This window comes from Pseudomonas sp. URMO17WK12:I12 (assembly GCF_000514395.1).
GTDB lineage: Bacteria > Pseudomonadota > Gammaproteobacteria > Pseudomonadales > Pseudomonadaceae > Aquipseudomonas > Aquipseudomonas mucoides.
On record NZ_KI911392.1, the window covers coordinates 432,318 to 447,723 of the forward strand.

At 60.2% G+C, this 15,406-nt stretch carries 16 protein-coding genes and 1 other RNA gene; 8 read left to right on the forward strand and 9 right to left on the reverse strand.

Annotated elements, in window-relative coordinates; translation table 11 throughout:
• Nucleotides 1-370: 370 nt before the first annotated feature.
• Entirely contained in the window at nucleotides 371-1,348 is a 978-nt protein-coding gene (locus D882_RS0128955; RefSeq protein ID WP_027926450.1) for an NADPH:quinone oxidoreductase family protein, read from the reverse strand.
• Nucleotides 1,349-1,498: 150 nt separating this feature from the next.
• Here D882_RS0128955 and D882_RS0128960 point away from each other — a divergent pair, with 150 nt between their 5' ends.
• Nucleotides 1,499-1,906, forward strand: coding sequence for a flagellar basal body-associated protein FliL (locus tag D882_RS0128960; protein ID WP_027926451.1), 408 nt, complete (start codon nucleotides 1,499-1,501; stop codon nucleotides 1,904-1,906).
• Between the two features lie 129 nt (nucleotides 1,907-2,035).
• On the opposite strand, the gene D882_RS0128965 is transcribed toward D882_RS0128960, so the two are convergent.
• The 4 genes from D882_RS0128965 to D882_RS0128980 all read right to left on the reverse strand — a co-directional run bounded on the left by D882_RS0128965 (nucleotide 2,036) and on the right by D882_RS0128980 (nucleotide 7,430).
• The gene (locus tag D882_RS0128965; RefSeq protein WP_027926452.1) at nucleotides 2,036-3,154 is read right to left on the reverse strand and encodes an ABC transporter permease; all 1,119 of its coding nucleotides are present in this window, start codon (nucleotides 3,152-3,154) and stop codon (nucleotides 2,036-2,038) included.
• Nucleotides 3,154-5,886: a ribosome-associated ATPase/putative transporter RbbA gene (gene rbbA / locus D882_RS0128970; RefSeq protein WP_027926453.1), complete on the reverse strand. Its 2,733-nt coding sequence runs from the start codon at nucleotides 5,884-5,886 to the stop codon at nucleotides 3,154-3,156. The genes D882_RS0128965 and rbbA overlap by 1 nt, the downstream gene beginning before the upstream one ends.
• Nucleotides 5,883-6,848 carry an HlyD family secretion protein gene (locus tag D882_RS0128975; RefSeq protein ID WP_027926454.1) on the reverse strand — a complete coding sequence of 322 codons (966 nt, stop codon included), beginning with the start codon at nucleotides 6,846-6,848 and terminating at the stop codon, nucleotides 5,883-5,885. Before D882_RS0128975 ends, rbbA begins: the two co-directional genes overlap by 4 nt.
• Nucleotides 6,849-6,980: 132 nt before the next feature.
• The gene (locus D882_RS0128980; RefSeq protein ID WP_027926455.1) at nucleotides 6,981-7,430 is read right to left on the reverse strand and encodes an EVE domain-containing protein; all 450 of its coding nucleotides are present in this window, start codon (nucleotides 7,428-7,430) and stop codon (nucleotides 6,981-6,983) included.
• A 200-nt stretch (nucleotides 7,431-7,630) separates the two neighbouring features.
• On the opposite strand from D882_RS0128980, the gene D882_RS1000000132960 reads away from it, so the two are divergent.
• Complete coding sequence (locus D882_RS1000000132960; protein ID WP_172825923.1) at nucleotides 7,631-7,786, forward strand: hypothetical protein; 156 nt, start codon at nucleotides 7,631-7,633, stop codon at nucleotides 7,784-7,786.
• 35 nt (nucleotides 7,787-7,821) lie between these two features.
• Here D882_RS1000000132960 and D882_RS0128990 read toward each other — a convergent pair whose 3' ends face one another.
• From D882_RS0128990 to D882_RS0129000, 4 genes are all read right to left on the reverse strand, one after another.
• The gene (locus D882_RS0128990) at nucleotides 7,822-8,427 is read right to left on the reverse strand and encodes a 5-formyltetrahydrofolate cyclo-ligase (protein ID WP_027926456.1); all 606 of its coding nucleotides are present in this window, start codon (nucleotides 8,425-8,427) and stop codon (nucleotides 7,822-7,824) included.
• Nucleotides 8,428-8,513: 86 nt separating this feature from the next.
• A non-coding RNA gene (gene ssrS / locus D882_RS1000000132465) (6S RNA) lies at nucleotides 8,514-8,692 on the reverse strand.
• Nucleotides 8,693-8,722: 30 nt separating this feature from the next.
• The gene (locus D882_RS0128995; RefSeq protein WP_007942435.1) at nucleotides 8,723-9,040 is read right to left on the reverse strand and encodes a cell division protein ZapA; all 318 of its coding nucleotides are present in this window, start codon (nucleotides 9,038-9,040) and stop codon (nucleotides 8,723-8,725) included.
• On the reverse strand, nucleotides 9,037-9,246 hold the full coding sequence (locus tag D882_RS0129000) for a TIGR02449 family protein (protein ID WP_007942437.1): 210 nt from the start codon (nucleotides 9,244-9,246) through the stop codon (nucleotides 9,037-9,039). The genes D882_RS0128995 and D882_RS0129000 overlap by 4 nt, the downstream gene beginning before the upstream one ends.
• A gap of 127 nt (nucleotides 9,247-9,373) precedes the next feature.
• Here D882_RS0129000 and D882_RS0129005 point away from each other — a divergent pair, with 127 nt between their 5' ends.
• The 6 genes from D882_RS0129005 to D882_RS0129030 all read left to right on the forward strand — a co-directional run bounded on the left by D882_RS0129005 (nucleotide 9,374) and on the right by D882_RS0129030 (nucleotide 15,342).
• Nucleotides 9,374-9,934, forward strand: coding sequence for a YecA family protein (locus tag D882_RS0129005; protein ID WP_027926457.1), 561 nt, complete (start codon nucleotides 9,374-9,376; stop codon nucleotides 9,932-9,934).
• 27 nt (nucleotides 9,935-9,961) lie between these two features.
• Nucleotides 9,962-11,296 (forward strand): Xaa-Pro aminopeptidase, encoded by a 1,335-nt coding sequence (gene pepP, locus D882_RS0129010; protein WP_027926458.1) that lies wholly within the window; start codon nucleotides 9,962-9,964, stop codon nucleotides 11,294-11,296.
• Complete coding sequence (gene ubiH, locus D882_RS0129015; RefSeq protein ID WP_027926459.1) at nucleotides 11,293-12,480, forward strand: 2-octaprenyl-6-methoxyphenyl hydroxylase; 1,188 nt, start codon at nucleotides 11,293-11,295, stop codon at nucleotides 12,478-12,480. The genes pepP and ubiH overlap by 4 nt, the downstream gene beginning before the upstream one ends.
• Nucleotides 12,473-12,958, forward strand: coding sequence for a DUF4442 domain-containing protein (locus D882_RS0129020; protein ID WP_027926460.1), 486 nt, complete (start codon nucleotides 12,473-12,475; stop codon nucleotides 12,956-12,958). Before ubiH ends, D882_RS0129020 begins: the two co-directional genes overlap by 8 nt.
• A 9-nt stretch (nucleotides 12,959-12,967) precedes the next feature.
• Nucleotides 12,968-14,185: a 2-octaprenyl-3-methyl-6-methoxy-1,4-benzoquinol hydroxylase gene (locus D882_RS0129025; protein ID WP_177327633.1), complete on the forward strand. Its 1,218-nt coding sequence runs from the start codon at nucleotides 12,968-12,970 to the stop codon at nucleotides 14,183-14,185.
• A 155-nt stretch (nucleotides 14,186-14,340) separates the two neighbouring features.
• Nucleotides 14,341-15,342 (forward strand): extracellular solute-binding protein, encoded by a 1,002-nt coding sequence (locus D882_RS0129030; protein ID WP_027926462.1) that lies wholly within the window; start codon nucleotides 14,341-14,343, stop codon nucleotides 15,340-15,342.
• Nucleotides 15,343-15,406 lie beyond the last annotated feature (64 nt).

The following is a 15,406-nucleotide window of genomic DNA, read 5'->3' on the forward strand; positions in this document are numbered from 1 at the left end:
CGGATGCGAATGTTACAGTTTCGTTACCGAAAATAGCACCGGTTCGCATTAGCAAAACAGCGGAAATGTGGGCAATCGAGTGTTCCTTTATGAACATGTCGCACAGGTATAAGTGAAGGGCGGTGTGGGAAATGTCTTTTGCAGGCGTTAACGACGCATTTCAGTCCGGGTAGGACGAGGCTTTGGGAAATGTCCTGCGGTGGAATGGGACGTCGCGGCGTTCTGCAGGAAAGGCATTTAGAATCGTCAGGGAATGCCGGGCGAGTCCGATGCGCAGGTATGTGAGCTTGCTGCCGGAGGACGTTCGGACGTTGCTTTAGTCCCGGCCAATAAAAATGCGGTCTGGACACTCCAGACCGCATGTTCCGGCTCAGCGAACCTGAACCACGACTTTCCCGACCGCCTTGCGCTGGCCGAGATCATTGATCGCCTGCGCCGCATTGCTCAGCGGATACACCTGCGACACCAACGGTTTCAACTTGCCCTCGGCAAACCAGCCAAACAGTTGCTGGAAGTTCGCCGCGTTGTCTTGCGGCTGGCGCTGGGCAAACGAACCCCAGAACACACCCACCACGGCCGCACCTTTGAGCAGCGCGAGGTTGACCGGGAATTCCGGAATGCGTCCGCTGGCGAAACCGACCACCAACAGGCGGCCGTTCCAGGCGATGGCGCGCACGGCCTGGTCAAACAGGTCGCCGCCAACCGGGTCGTAGATCACGTCGGCGCCCTGGCCATCGGTCAGGCGCTTGATCTCGTCCTTGAGGCTGGTTTCGCTGTAGTTGATCAGTTCGTCAGCACCGGCCGCCTTGGCCACGGCAAGTTTTTCAGCGCTGCTGGCGGCGGCAATCACGCGGGCGCCCATGGCTTTGCCGATTTCCACGGCGGCCAGGCCTACGCCGCCGGAAGCGCCGAGAACCAGCAAAGTTTCGCCCGGTTGCAGGTTTGCCCGTTGCTTGAGCGCGTGCATCGACGTGCCGTAGGTCATGCTGAAGGCGGCCGCGGTGTTGAAATCCATCGAGGATGGAATAGGCAGCACGTTGTAGCCTGGCACGGCGACCTGTTCGGCAAAGCTGCCCCAGCCAGTCAGGGCCATGACGCGATCGCCGACCTTGAGGTGGCTGACCTTTTCGCCCACCGCGCTGACCACGCCGGCCGCTTCACCGCCCGGCGAAAACGGGAAGGGCGGTTTGAACTGGTATTTGCCCTCGATGATCAGCGTGTCCGGGAAATTCACCCCGGCGGCGTGCACGTCCAGCAGGATTTCATTCTTTTTCGCAACAGGACTGGCGACGTCTTCCAGCACCAGCGATTCGGCAGGGCCGAAGGCTTTGCACAGCACGGCTTTCATCAGGGCTATTCCTTTGGGAGTGATGGCCGATAAGTGTAGGTGTGTGAGTCGATGGGTCAACGAGCATGCCCGACCCTGATAGTCAGCCATAAGCTTGTGCTTGAGCGGCGGGTCGTTATGCTAGGCCGCAAACCGGATAAGGAGCGAATTGTGAAAGCGTGGATCATGTTGTTGCTGGCCCTGTCTCTGCCTGTGGCAGCGATGGCCGAAGAAGCCAAAGAAGGTGAAGCTCCGAAGGTCAATTACATCACCCTGAGCCCGCCGTTCGTGGGTAACTACGGGCTGGACGGTACGCCCAAGCTCAAGGTCTACAAAGCCGATGTGGCCTTGCGCGTGACCGGTGATGACGCCACCAAAGCGGTGAAGGCCAACGAACCGTTGATCCGCAATCAGCTGGTGGCGTTGTTTGCACAGCAGACTGCCGAGACGATGAGCAACGTCGAAGCCAAGGAAAAACTGCGCCAGGAAGCCCTGAAGCAGACTCAGCAAGTGATGAACGACGAAACCGGCAAGCCGGTGGTTGAAGATTTGTTGTTCAACAACCTCATCATTCAATAAGTCATTCGTTGTCCGGGCTGGCCTCATCGTCGGAACGCCGCCCGGAGCAGGTTCGTTCTCACATTGGTTTTGTGAACGCCACATCTCCAATGTGTGCGGGCTTGCTCACGAAGGGGGCGACTCGGCCCCTCAGGACGCGAGACTCTTGCGAAACCGCATCAGCGCTATCGCAAAGAACAGCATCCCTATGGCAGTGAGCGCGAGCAAGTCCGGCCAGACCACGCTCAACCCGGCGTCGCGAAACAAAATGGCGGCGCTCAGGCTGACAAAATGCGTTGATGGCGAGCCCTGCATCACCCATTGCAGCCATTGCGGCATGCTGTCCAGCGGTGTGCTGCCGCCGGATAACAGCAACATCGGGATAATCACCGGAATGGCCAGCAGTCCGAATTGCGGCGTCGAGCGAGCCAGGGTGGCGAGAAAGATCCCCAGTGCGGTACTGGCGAACAGATAGACCGCCGTCACCAGCAAAAACAAACTCAGGGAGCCGGCCAGCGGCACACCGAGCGCGCCTTTGACTATCACCTCAAGCGACAGCCAGGTGCACAGCACCACCACCAGCATGTTGCTCCATATTTTCGCCAGCATGATTTCCAGCGCCGTCAGCGGTAGCACCAACAGGTGGTCGAGGGTGCCGTGTTCCCGTTCACGCAGCAGTGCTGTGCCGGTCAGAATGATGGCGAGGATCGTGATGTTGTTGACGATTTGAATCACCGCCAGAAACCAGCCGCCTTCCAGATTGCTGTTGAACAGGGAGCGGGTGGTCAACATTACGGGCGCTTTGCTCGCCACATCGCTTTGACCGCTGTAGGTCAACAACTCGCGCTGGAAAATTCGCCCTATATACCCCGCGCCCATGAATGCCTGGCTCATGGCGGTGGCGTCGACATTGACTTGCACGGCAGGCTGACGACCGGCCAGCAGGTCGGTCTGAAAGTTTGCCGGCACATTGATGACAAATGTGTACTTGCCACTGTCCATGACCTGGTCCAGTTGCCCGTACGGCAACAAGACCGGCCGTTGGAATTCCGGAGGTTGCAGCGCCTGCGCCAGTTGTCGCGACACAAGGCTGTGATCTTCATCCACGATTGCCACGCTGGCGTTATGTACGCCAATTACCGAGCCCGCAGCCGGCATGTAGATCGCCACCGTAAAGGCGTAAAAAAGAAACAGCAGCAGCACGCTGTCGTGTCGCAGGCTTGTCAGTTCCTTGAGACCCAGGCGCAGAATGTGCGCAAACTTGTGCATCAGGCCTCCTGCTTTTTCAGCATGACCAGGCTGAGCCCGGTGAACCCGAGGAAGAATCCGCACAGCGCCAGGCATTGCGGCCAAAGCTGGCGTATATCCAGAGCCTTCGTGAAAGTGCCTACAGCGATATCAAGGAAGTGCCCGGCCGGAAACAGCATCCCCATTGTGGCGGCAGCGCCTTCGAGGGAGGAACGAGGCACGATCAGGCCGGAAAACTGGATGGTGGGCAGGCTGGTAATGATCATGGTGCCGAGGATGGCGGCGATCTGGGTTCGGGTGAAGGCCGAAATCAACAAACCCATGCTGGTTGTCGCCAATACATAGAGCAGCCCGCCGAAGGCCAGGGTCAGGAAACTGCCCTTGAACGGCACACCAAACAGCCATCGGTTCATCGCGACCAGCACTGCAAGGTTGATCAGGCTGACTGCCAGATAGGGCGCCTGTTTGCCCAACAGGAACTCGAGTCGAGTCAGCGGTGTGGCGTAGAAGTTGGTGATCGAACCCAGTTCTTTCTCCCGCACGATGCCCAGCGCCGTGAGCATGGCCGGGATGAACGCCAGAATCAGCGCCATGACGCCGGGCCCGATGGCGTTGACGCTGACCACGTCCTGGTTGTAGCGGAAGCGGGTTTCCAGTCGGGCGGCAGCTGGCCGGCTCAACGCCGGGCTGCTTTGTTCGGCCAGTTGTTCGATATTGGCCTGGTGCACCGCCTCGACGTAGTTGCGGCTCGTCTCGGCGCGAAACGGCATACCGCCATCGAGCCAGGCCGCCACGGCAGGTTGGCGTCCGGCGTACAGATCCCGGCCAAAACCGGGAGGCACCTCAAGTGCCAGTTTGATTTCAGAGCGCTGAAGGCGACGATGCAGTTCTTTGGCGTCCTGGATGGGCGCTTGCTCGTCGAAGTACCGAGAGCCGCGGAAGGCCTCCAGGTACGCGCGACTCTGTGGTGTCTGATCCTGATCGTAGACAGCGAACGCGAGCTTCTCGACGTCCAGGGAAATGCCATAACCGAAGATCACCATCATGAAGATGGCCCCGAGCAGGGCAAACGCCATCCGCACTTTGTCGCGCAGCAGTTCCTTGCCCTCACGACTGGCCACCGCCATCAGGCGGCCGGGACTGAAACCGCGATCCTTCAGGGGCGTGGCCGGCGTGGCCGGCGTGACAGGCGCATTTGCAGGCTCTGCCGGTTTGGGTGGTTCGCAGGTGCCTTGGGCTTGCTCCAGGCAGGTGACGAACGCAGCTTCCAGCGTCTCACCTTTGAATTGTTGTTGAAGGGCTGCCGGTGTATCGCAAGCCAGTACCTTGCCGGCATGCATCAACGAGATGCGATCGCAGCGTTGGGCTTCGTTCATGAAATGGGTAGAGAGGAAGATGGTCACACCTTGCTCTCGGGACAACTCGATCAGTAGTCGCCAAAAATCGTCCCGTGCCGCCGGGTCTACACCGGAGGTCGGTTCGTCGAGAATCAAGACTTCCGGCCGATGCAGCACCGCTACCGCCAGGGACAGGCGTTGGCGCAAGCCCAATGGCAATGCTGCGGACTGCTGTTCGCACACGCTGCCCAGATTGAAACGCTGGATCAGCTCTTCGATGCGTTGTGCGCTGTCGACTTTAGGCAAATCGAACAGCCGTGCATGCAGCTCCAGGTTCTGCCGCACACTGAGTTCGCCATACAGCGAAAAGCTCTGCGACATGAACCCGACGCGTTTGCGGGTGGCCAAATCCTTGGCATCCACCGGATTGCCCAGCAGCGTGGCGCTGCCTTCGCTGGCCGGTATCAGCCCGGTCAGGACTTTCATTGTGGTGGTTTTGCCGCAGCCGTTGGACCCGAGGAAGCCAAAGATTTCGCCACGACCGATGGCGAAGCTGACCTTGTCTACGGCAGTGAAGTCGCCGAAGCGCAGGGTCAGATCGTGGGCCTCGATGGCGATATCGGTGGCGGTGCCGGTTCCCGGTGGAATCACCAGAGGCTGCGGGTCATGGCTGCCGTCGCCCTGATAATGGGTGAAGGCTTCGTCGAGTTTGCCGCTCGTTGTTACAGCCCGTAATTCCTTGGTCAACCCAGTGGCAATCAGCTTGCCGCCATCAAGCATCAGGCAATGTTCGAACTGCTCGGCTTCCTCCATATAGGCGGTGGCGACCAATAACGTCAGTTGTGGACGCTGGCGCCGCACATCGTCAACCAGCTCCCAGAACCGCCGACGGGATAACGGATCGACGCCGGTTGTCGGTTCATCGAGGATCAACAGGTCCGGTTCATGGATCAGCGCACAACACAGGCCCAGCTTCTGTTTCATGCCACCGGACAATTTGCCTGCCGGTCGATCGGCGAAGTGCAACAGGTCGGTGGCCAGTAACAGATTGTGCATACGCTGATTGCATTCGGCTTTTGACAGGCCAAACAAGGTGGCGAAAAACTGAATGTTCTCGCTGATCGACAACTCAGGGTAAAGGTTGCCGCCCAGGCCTTGGGGCATGAAGGCAATACGCGCGTAGAGGGTGTTGCGATGGCGGCGGTTCTGGATCGCCCCGTCGAGTACATTCAGTTGCCCTTGCTGCAGCTTTTTCACGCCGGCGATCAGTCCCAGCAGACTCGATTTGCCGGCCCCATCGGGACCAATCAACCCACACCGGGTTCCGGCGGGCAGGCTGAATGTGATGTCATTCAGCGCCTGATATGTGCCGTAACGATGTTCGATTGCGCAAGCTTGAACCGCCAGGCTGGTCATTGCAGATTAGCCGGCCAGCCAACAGGGGCGGTGCGCACATAACCGGCGCCGGGCATGCCGGGTTTGGCCTGGGGCATGGCCCCGGGATCAGTCAAACGTAACTTGACCCGAAACACGAGTTTTTGCCGCTCATCGCGGGTCTCGACTTCTTTGGGGGTGAACTGCGACTTGGCCGCGACAAAGCTGACCTTCGCCGGCAGCGGGCGGTCGGGCAGGGCATCAAGCAAAATTCGCGCTTCATCGCCCACCGCCAGGCGTCCGGTCACGGAGGTCGGCAGGTAGAGGTTCATGTATTGATCGTTCGGGTCGATCAGCACTAATACGCGTCCGCCCGCACCGAGCACTTCGCCCGGTTCGGCCATGCGCAGCTGGATCACTCCGTCGATAGGGGCTCGCAAACTGCTGTCGTCGATTTCACTGTTCAACTGCGCGACTTGCGCTTGCGCAGCGCCAATGGCAGCACCGACCGCAGACTCTTGTGCGCGGGCCGCTGCAACGGCGGCATTGCCCGTGCCAATACGCGCCTGCTGCTGATCGATGATCTGACCGCTCACGAAACCGTGTTTGAACAGCGTCTCGGAACGACTGAGTTCCTGTTGGGCGAGCAGTTGCTCGCTCAGGCGTAATTGCACGTTGGCTTGTGCGGCGGTGAGGTTCTCCCGGGCGCGCAATACTTCGGCTTCGGCCTGGTTGCGTTGGGCTTCAAGGGTACGGGTGTCCATGCGGGCCAGCAGTTGGCCTTTGCTGACCTTGTCGCCTTCATCGACGAGTACTTCGGCCAGTCGCCCGGGTGTTTTGCTGGCGATCTGTACTTCGGTGGCTTCGAGGCGGCCATTGCCGACATACAAGCCTTCGGGCAAGCGGTCATGCATCGACTTCCAGTAGCCAAAGCCCCCGGCGCCCAGCAGCAGTATCACTAAAGCACTGGCAAACAATATTGAAGAGCGACTGTGCGTAGACATGCGGGCATCCTGCGGCTGTTGCGTCCTAGTCTGGTTGATCGAACGCCGGGGCGAGTTGATACCAGTCAACTGAGGGCCAAGCCTAACGCTATTGAGCGCAGAAAAGAGGATGACCGGGTGGTTCTGCCCGATTTAACGTAAATCGAGTACCGCTGCCCATTGCTCGGCCGTCACCGGCATCACCGACAATCTCGACCCCTTCTGCACCAGTGGCATCTCGGCCAACGCCGCTTGCTGCTTCAAATAATCCAGCTTCAACACCTTGGCAAACGTCTCGACATGCTCGACATCAATCGCGCTCCAGGCGTTTTTCTCGGCGCTGGCCTTTGGATCGTAGTAATGACTCTCCGGCTCCAGCGCCGTCGGGTCCGGATACGCCGCTTCGACAATTTTTCCAATGCCGGCAATTCCCGGCTCCGGGCAGCTGGAGTGATAGAAGAAAAACGCGTCACCGACCGCCATGGCGCGCAAAAAATTACGCGCCTGATAGTTACGAACCCCGTCCCAGCGCGCTCGGCCAAGTTTCTCCAGACCTTTGATCGAGAGTTCGTCGGGCTCGGACTTCATCAGCCAATAGGCCATGGATTTTGCTCCTTGCGAGGTGAGTGGACAGGTTGTCAGGCAATTTTATGACAAACCGACAGTCGGTTGACGCCAGCGTTTGCGTGTCAGTTCACGTTGTCGCAAAATGCCGGCCTTCTAAGCTTGACGCTGCTGCACGGCCTACACCTGAAACGGAACCGCTGCTGTCATCGTGTTGATGTGCCTTTGGGGGGCAATCGATGAAACGCAAACCGGATTTACTATGGATTTTGGTTATTTTGTTCGGCCTTGGCGTCGTAACCACCGGTTATGCCCAAAGCCTGTGGAATAACAAGACCGATGCGCCGATCGAAATCGCGCAGCAGCAACAGCAGCCATCGGCGTTCAAGCGCTAAACCTGTCTTTTGGACGCCGCTGATCGCAGTGGCGTCTACCCTGCGAAATACCACGCCTTGTCTGTCACCGTGCCTTGCAACGGCACATCCCAGCTCGCCTGAGCCAATCGTTCGACTTTCTGACATTCATGGGCCAGCCCCAGCAGCGTCGGCTTGCGCCAGGTTTTGCGGCGGGCCAGGTACGCCAGGCTTCGATCGTAGAAGCCGCCGCCCATGCCCAGACGCCCGCCGACATCGTCAAACCCCACCAGCGGCAACAGCACCAGATCCAGTGCCCAGACTTTACGTTGTCGGGCGAGGTTGTGCCGGGGTTCGAGAATTCGAAAGCGGTTGGGTTTGAGTTTTTCGCCGGGGCGAATGCGCTGGAAGACCATTTTGGTGCGCGGCCAGGCACTGAGCACCGGCAGATACGTGGCCTTGCCCCGGCGTTGAGCGGCACGCAGCAGGATGCGCGGGTCGATTTCACCGTCGGTTGGCAGGTACAGGGAGATGTGCTTGGCGCGGCGAAACAACGGCTGTTGGGCCAATTGCTTGTACAGCCCGCGAGCAGCCTGGCGCTGTTGACTGGGTGTCAGTGCGCGACGGGCCTTGCGCAGCATGCGTCGAAGTTGCGGGCGGGGCAGCAGCGCAGGTTCGGTCATGGATTCAGGCTTCGACAGGACGAATACGTAAAGCGTACCCGTAAAAAAGCCGATGCCGGTATTTAAACCGGCATCGGACTGAAATCAGGCTCCCCGGATGAACCGCTGCTGACTTAGCCCTTGAACCCGAAAGTTCAAGGTGGAAGATGCAGTAGGCTTTAAGGCTTTCCGTCTAGCGGACATGCACACCAGCCCAACGTGCAGCCTCCAGGGTAGTGCGAATCGGCTCAGGGACGTGGTCAACTGGCAAGCACCCCAGGGAGTGAAGCGAGTATACCCCAAGCGGTTTCGTGTTTCAGCCCTTGGTGACGTCCGGATCGGTGGCGAGCACCAGATCGACGCGGTCCAGCAGGTCGCGAACCTGTTCGCGAGTCGAGCCGCTGGCCTGTACATCCGGGCGTTCTTCCTTGTGCAACAAGTCGTGCGTGATATTCAGCGCGGCCATGACGGCAATGCGGTCGGCACCGATGACTTTGCCGCTGCTGCGAATTTCGCGCATTTTGCCATCCAGGTAGCGGGCGGCGCTCACCAGATTGCTGCGTTCTTCCTGGGGGCAGATGATCGAATATTCTTTGTCGAGGATCTGCACGGTAACGCTATTGCTTGAACTCATGAGTCTTGCTCCAGGGCCTTGAGGCGCGAAATCATCGATTCAACCTTACGCCGGGCGATTTCGTTTTTTTCAATGAGGTGCGCGCGTTCCTCGCGCCAGGTCTTTTCCTGAGCTAGTAAGAGTCCGTTTTGGCTCTTTAGTTGCTCGACTCGACTAATTAGCAGTTCGAGTCTGGCCATCAGCGCTTGCAGGTCGGTGTCTTCCATTGTGTCCACTGAATGTGTGCTTGATGGGGGTAGCTGGCGGACAGCCTTTAATAGTCTTGGCGAGTCTGTCGATGTAGGATACAAGGCCTTCATTCTAGACATAGCGCCGTCTGGCGCCTAGCTGCCCATGACCATTCAGAATTCCCCGTACCAAGCCTTCGCCACACTGCTGACCTCCAGCGGTCATAACGTCTCGCCTGCCGAACTGCATGGCCTGTTGCTCGGCCGCAGTTGCGCCGGTGCCGGCTTCAATGCCGAGGAGTGGTTGATCGATGCCGCCGAACTGCTGGAAAGCGAACCGCAGGACAATGTCCGCAATGCCCTGATCGGCTTGCAGGAGATGGTCAAGGGCGAGCTGACCGGCGACGACGTGACCGTTGTTCTGCTGCTGCCGACCGATGACGCCCCCCTGACTGACCGTGCCGTCGCACTGGGTGAGTGGTGCCAGGGCTTCCTCAGCGGTTTCGGCTTGAACTGCCGGGACAGCAGCACACTCAGCACTGAAGCCACCGAAGTATTGCAGGACCTGGCGGCCATTTCTCAGGTGCAAGATGCCCTGGAAGAGTCCGAAGACGGCGAAACCGATTACATGGAAGTCATGGAATACCTGCGCGTCGCGCCGCTGCTGCTGTTCTCCGAAACCAAGAAAGCGGACGTGCCGCCAGCCGCCAAACCGTCGTTGCATTAATCGCGTGCCAGGAAAAGCCATCTGCCCATGATTCATATCCCGAAATCGGAATACAGCCGTCGCCGCAAGGCCCTGATGGCGCAGATGGAACCCAACAGCATCGCGATCCTGCCCGCCGCCGCGGTCGCCATCCGCAACCGCGACGTCGAGCACGTCTATCGCCAGGACAGCGATTTCCAGTACCTGAGCGGCTTTCCCGAGCCTCAAGCGGTCCTCGTGTTGATGCCGGGGCGTGCCCACGGCGAATACATCCTGTTCTGCCGTGAGCGCAACGCCGAACGAGAGCTGTGGGATGGTTTGCGCGCCGGCCAGGAAGGCGCGATCCGCGACTTTGGCGCCGACGACGCTTTCCCCATCACCGACATCGACGACATCCTGCCGGGCCTGATCGAAGGGCGCGACCGGGTGTATTCGGCCATGGGCAGCAACCCCGAATTCGACCGGCACCTGATGGACTGGATCAACGTGATCCGCTCTAAAGCGCACCTCGGTGCCCAGCCGCCGAACGAATTTGTTGCCCTGGATCATCTGCTTCACGACATGCGCCTGTATAAATCGGCGGCAGAAGTGAAGGTGATGCGCGAAGCCGCACGGATTTCCGCCCAGGCGCACATCCGCGCGATGCAGGCCAGCCGCGTGGGGCTGCACGAGTTCAGCCTCGAAGCCGAACTCGATTACGAGTTCCGCAAGGGCGGCGCGAAAATGCCGGCCTACGGTTCAATTGTCGCCGCCGGGCGCAACAGCTGCATCCTGCATTACCAGCAGAATGACGCGGTGCTCAAGGACGGAGACCTGGTGCTGATCGACGCCGGTTGCGAGATCGACTGCTACGCCAGCGACATCACCCGCACCTGGCCGGTCAATGGCAAGTATTCGCCGGAACAGAAAGCGATCTACGAGTTGGTACTGGCCTCGCAAGAAGCCGCCTTCGCCGAAATCGCCCCGAACAAACACTGGAATCAGGCGCACGAAGCCACGGTCCGGGTGATTACCACCGGGCTGGTGAAGCTCGGCCTGTTGCAGGGTGACGTCGACGAACTGATCGCCAGCGAAGCCTACAAAGCGTTTTACATGCACCGCGCCGGCCACTGGCTGGGGATGGATGTGCATGACGTCGGCGAGTACAAGGTCGGCGGTGAATGGCGGGTGCTGGAAGTCGGCATGGCGCTGACGGTGGAGCCGGGGATCTACATTTCCCCGGACAACCAGAACGTGGCGAAGAAATGGCGCGGCATTGGCGTACGCATCGAGGACGACGTGGTGGTGACCAAGACCGGTTGTGAAATATTGACCAAAGGCGTGCCGAAAACGGTCGCCGACATCGAGGCCCTGATGGCGCAAGCGCGGACACAAGCAGCATGAGCCGGGTCAATCTGGCAATCATCGGTGGCGGCCTGGTCGGCGCCAGTCTCGCCTTGGCATTGCAGGCCGGGGCTAAAGCGCGTGGCTGGAAGATCGTCCTGATCGAGCCCTTTGCTCCCGGCGATACTTATCAGCCGAGCTACGACGCCCGCTCCTCGGCGCTGTCCTATGGCGCCAAACAGATTTACCAACGGTTGGGTGTGTGGCAGGAAATCTCCCGCCGCGCCGAGCCGATCAAGCAGATTCATGTCTCTGACCGTGGACGTTTTTCCACCGCACGATTGTCGGCGATGGAAGAAGGCGTTCCTGCGTTGGGTTACGTGGTGGAAAACGCCTGGCTTGGCCAATGCCTCTGGCAAGGTCTGGACAAGGACGTGGTCGCCTGGCGTTGCCCGGCGGAAGTCACGCGCATGGAACCGCTGAGCGATGGCTACCGCCTGACCCTCAATGATGAAACCACCCTGGAATGCGACCTCGCGGTGCTGGCGGATGGTGGCCGTTCGGGCCTGCGCGAGCAACTGGGGATCGGCATCAAGAAGCGTCCGTATAACCAGAGCGCGCTGATCGCCAATATCACGCCGAGCGAAGCACACAACGGCATGGCGTTCGAGCGATTCACCGACGACGGCCCGATGGCGCTGTTGCCGCTGCCGGACAACCGCTGCGCCTTGGTCTGGACCCGTCTGGGTATGGATGCACAGCGGCTGGCCGCACTGGATGAAAAGAGCTTTCTCAGCGAGTTGCAGGGTGTGTTCGGTTATCGCCTCGGCACGTTGAAACAGGTTGGCGCACGTCATCTTTACCCGCTGACGCTGATCGAAGCGGAAGAGCAGGTGCGTCCACATCTGGCGATCCTCGGCAATGCGGCTCACAGCCTGCACCCGATTGCCGGCCAGGGTTTCAACCTGTCGCTGCGTGATGCCCAAGCCTTGGCGGAGGCCTTGTTGGCCAGCGAGAACGGGCCGGGCGACTTTGCCACCTTGCAGGCTTACCGCGAGCGCCAGCGTCTGGATCAAAACCTGACGGTGGGCTTCTCCGATCAGGTCACCCGATTGTTCGGCAGCACCCAGCCGCTGGTGTCGCTGGGCCGCAATCTCGGCCTGCTTGGTCTCGATCTGCTGCCGCCGGCCAAGCGCTGGTTCGCCCGGCAGGCCATGGGCCTGGGTACACGCCCCGATGCTTAAGTGGCTGACGAGCAGGTTCGGCAAGGCGCGGTTGATGCGTTGGTTCATGTCCTTTTACCCGCCGTACATGGGCGCCGGGGTTCGGGTGCGGCACATCAGCGATGACTTTCGCGACATCACGGTGTCCATGGGCCTGAGCTGGTACAACCGCAATTACGTCGGCACCCAGTTCGGTGGCAGCCTGTATTCGATGGTCGACCCGTTCTACATGCTGATGCTGATGGAAAACCTCGGGCACCGTTACATCGTCTGGGACAAAGCCGCTGACATCGATTTCATTTCGCCGGGCAAAGGCCCGGTGTTCGCCAGATTCCGCATCGACGAGACCTTGCTCGACGAGATCCGTCGGCAAACGGCCGACGGCGAAAAGTACCTGCCGCAATTGCAGGTCGATATTCACGACGGCGCCGGCACCTTGGTGGCGCGGGTCGAAAAAACCCTTTACGTGCGGCTCAAGCCGCAAGCGAGACAGGTTTAAAGCATGGACATGCGCGCAGATCTGCTGATTGTCGGGGCCGGAATGGTCGGCAGCGCCTTGGCGCTGGCGTTGCAGGACAGCGGGCTGGAAGTCCTGTTGCTGGACGGCAGCCCCCTGAGCGTCAAACCCTTCGATGACCAGGCACCGTTCGAACCGCGAGTGAGCGCCTTGTCGGCGGCCAGCCAGCGGATTCTCGAACGCCTGGGCGTGTGGGACGGCATTGCCAAACGACGCAGCAGCCCCTACACCGACATGCACGTCTGGGATGGCAGCGGCACCGGGCAGATCCATTTCTCGGCCGCCAGCGTGCATGCCGATGTGCTTGGGCACATCGTCGAGAACCGAGTGGTTCAGGACGCCTTGCTTGACCGTTTGCACGACTGCGATCTCGGGATGCTGGCCAATGCGCGTCTGGAACAGATGCGTCGCTCGGGCGATGACTGGCTGCTGACCCTGGCGGACGGCCGCACCTTGCGCGCACCGTTGGTGATTGCGGCGGACGGCGCCAACTCGGCCGTTCGGCGCCTGACCGGCATGGCGACGCGCGAGTGGGACTATATGCACCACGCGATTGTCACCAGTGTGCGCAGCTCCAAAGCGCATCAAATGACCGCCTGGCAGCGTTTCACCGACAACGGCCCGCTGGCGTTTTTGCCGCTGGAGCGTGATGGGCAGCAGGATTGGTGTTCGATCGTCTGGTCGACCACACCGAGTGAAGCCGAACGCCTGATGGCGCTGGACGACGACGGCTTTTGCCGCGAGCTCGAACGCGCCTTTGAAGGGCGACTCGGCACCGTGCTCAGCGCCGACCCGCGTCTGTGCGTGCCGCTGCGTCAGCGTCACGCCAAGCGTTATGTGGCCGAAGGCCTGGCATTGATCGGCGACGCGGCGCACACCATTCACCCGCTGGCCGGGCAGGGCGTGAACCTTGGTTTCCTCGATGCAGCCGTGTTGGCCGAAGTACTGCTGCAAGCGTTTGAGCGCGGTGAACGCTTGGCGGATGTCAAAGTGCTGAGCCGTTACGAGCGCCGGCGCATGCCGCACAACCTGGCGTTGATGGCGGCGATGGAAGGGTTTGAGCGGTTGTTCCAGGCTGATCCGCTGCCGGTGCGCTGGTTACGCAATGCCGGGTTGAAGATGGTTGAGCAGATGCCCGAGGCCAAGGCGTTGTTTGTGCGTGAGGCGCTTGGGTTGACCGGGGATTTGCCGGCGTTGGCCAAGGCCTAGGTATTGGGTGAGGCTTATGGCCTCATCGCGAGCACATTCGCCGCAGATTTCTGACGATGCAACATCTGGTAACGCCTCCGCGAACTGATTGATTGAGAAGCTAAATGTGAGTCCTTATCATTTGGCCTCACTTTTTCAATCGAGAGATCGCTCCCATGTTGCCGAAGCGTCTACTGACCGCACTCGCCCTGTCCCTGATTGGCAGCACCGCCGCCCAGGCCGCTGACGAGGTGGTGGTTTACTCCTCGCGTATCGACGAGCTGATCAAACCGGTCTTCGACGCCTACACCGCCAAGACCGGGGTGAAGGTGAAGTTCATCACCGACAAGGAAGCGCCGCTGATGCAGCGCATCAAGGCCGAGGGTGAGAACGCCACCGCCGACCTGCTGCTGACGGTCGATGCCGGCAACCTCTGGCAGGCCGAGCAAATGGGCATCCTGCAGCCATTCACCTCCCAAGTGATCGATACCAACATTCCGCTGCAATACCGCGCTGCCTCCCACGCCTGGACCGGCCTGAGCCTGCGGGCGCGGACCATCGCTTACTCCACGGATCGCGTGAAGCCGGGTGAACTGACCACCTACGAAGCACTGGCCGACAAGAACTGGGAAGGGCGCCTGTGTCTGCGCACGGCGAAGAAGGTCTACAACCAGTCCCTGACCGCCACCATGATCGAAGTCCACGGCGCCGAAAAAACCGAGAAAATCCTCAAGGGTTGGGTGAGCAACCTGTCCACCGACGTGTTCTCGGATGACGTCGCAGTGCTGGAAGCGATCAACGCGGGTCAATGCGATGTCGGTATCGTCAACACCTACTACTACGGTCGCCTGCACAAGCAGAAGCCTGATTTGGGCGTGAAACTGTTCTGGCCGAACCAGGCTGACCGCGGTGTGCACGTCAACCTGTCGGGTATCGGCCTGACCAAACACGCGCCGCACCCGGAAGCGGCCAAGGCACTGGTGGAGTGGATGACCACTCCTGAGGCGCAGAAGATTTTCGCCGACGTGAACCAGGAATTCCCGGCCAACCCGGCGGTGGCGCCTTCAGAGGAAGTGGCGGCGTGGGGCAAGTTCGTGGCCGATACCCTGCCGGTGGAAGTGGCCGGCAAGCGTCAGGCCGAAGCAATCCGCATGATGGATCGCGCTGGCTGGAACTGACACTGCTGCTGATCGTTCCCACGCTCTGCGTGGGAATGCCTCTTCCGACGATCCGCGTCGAAGC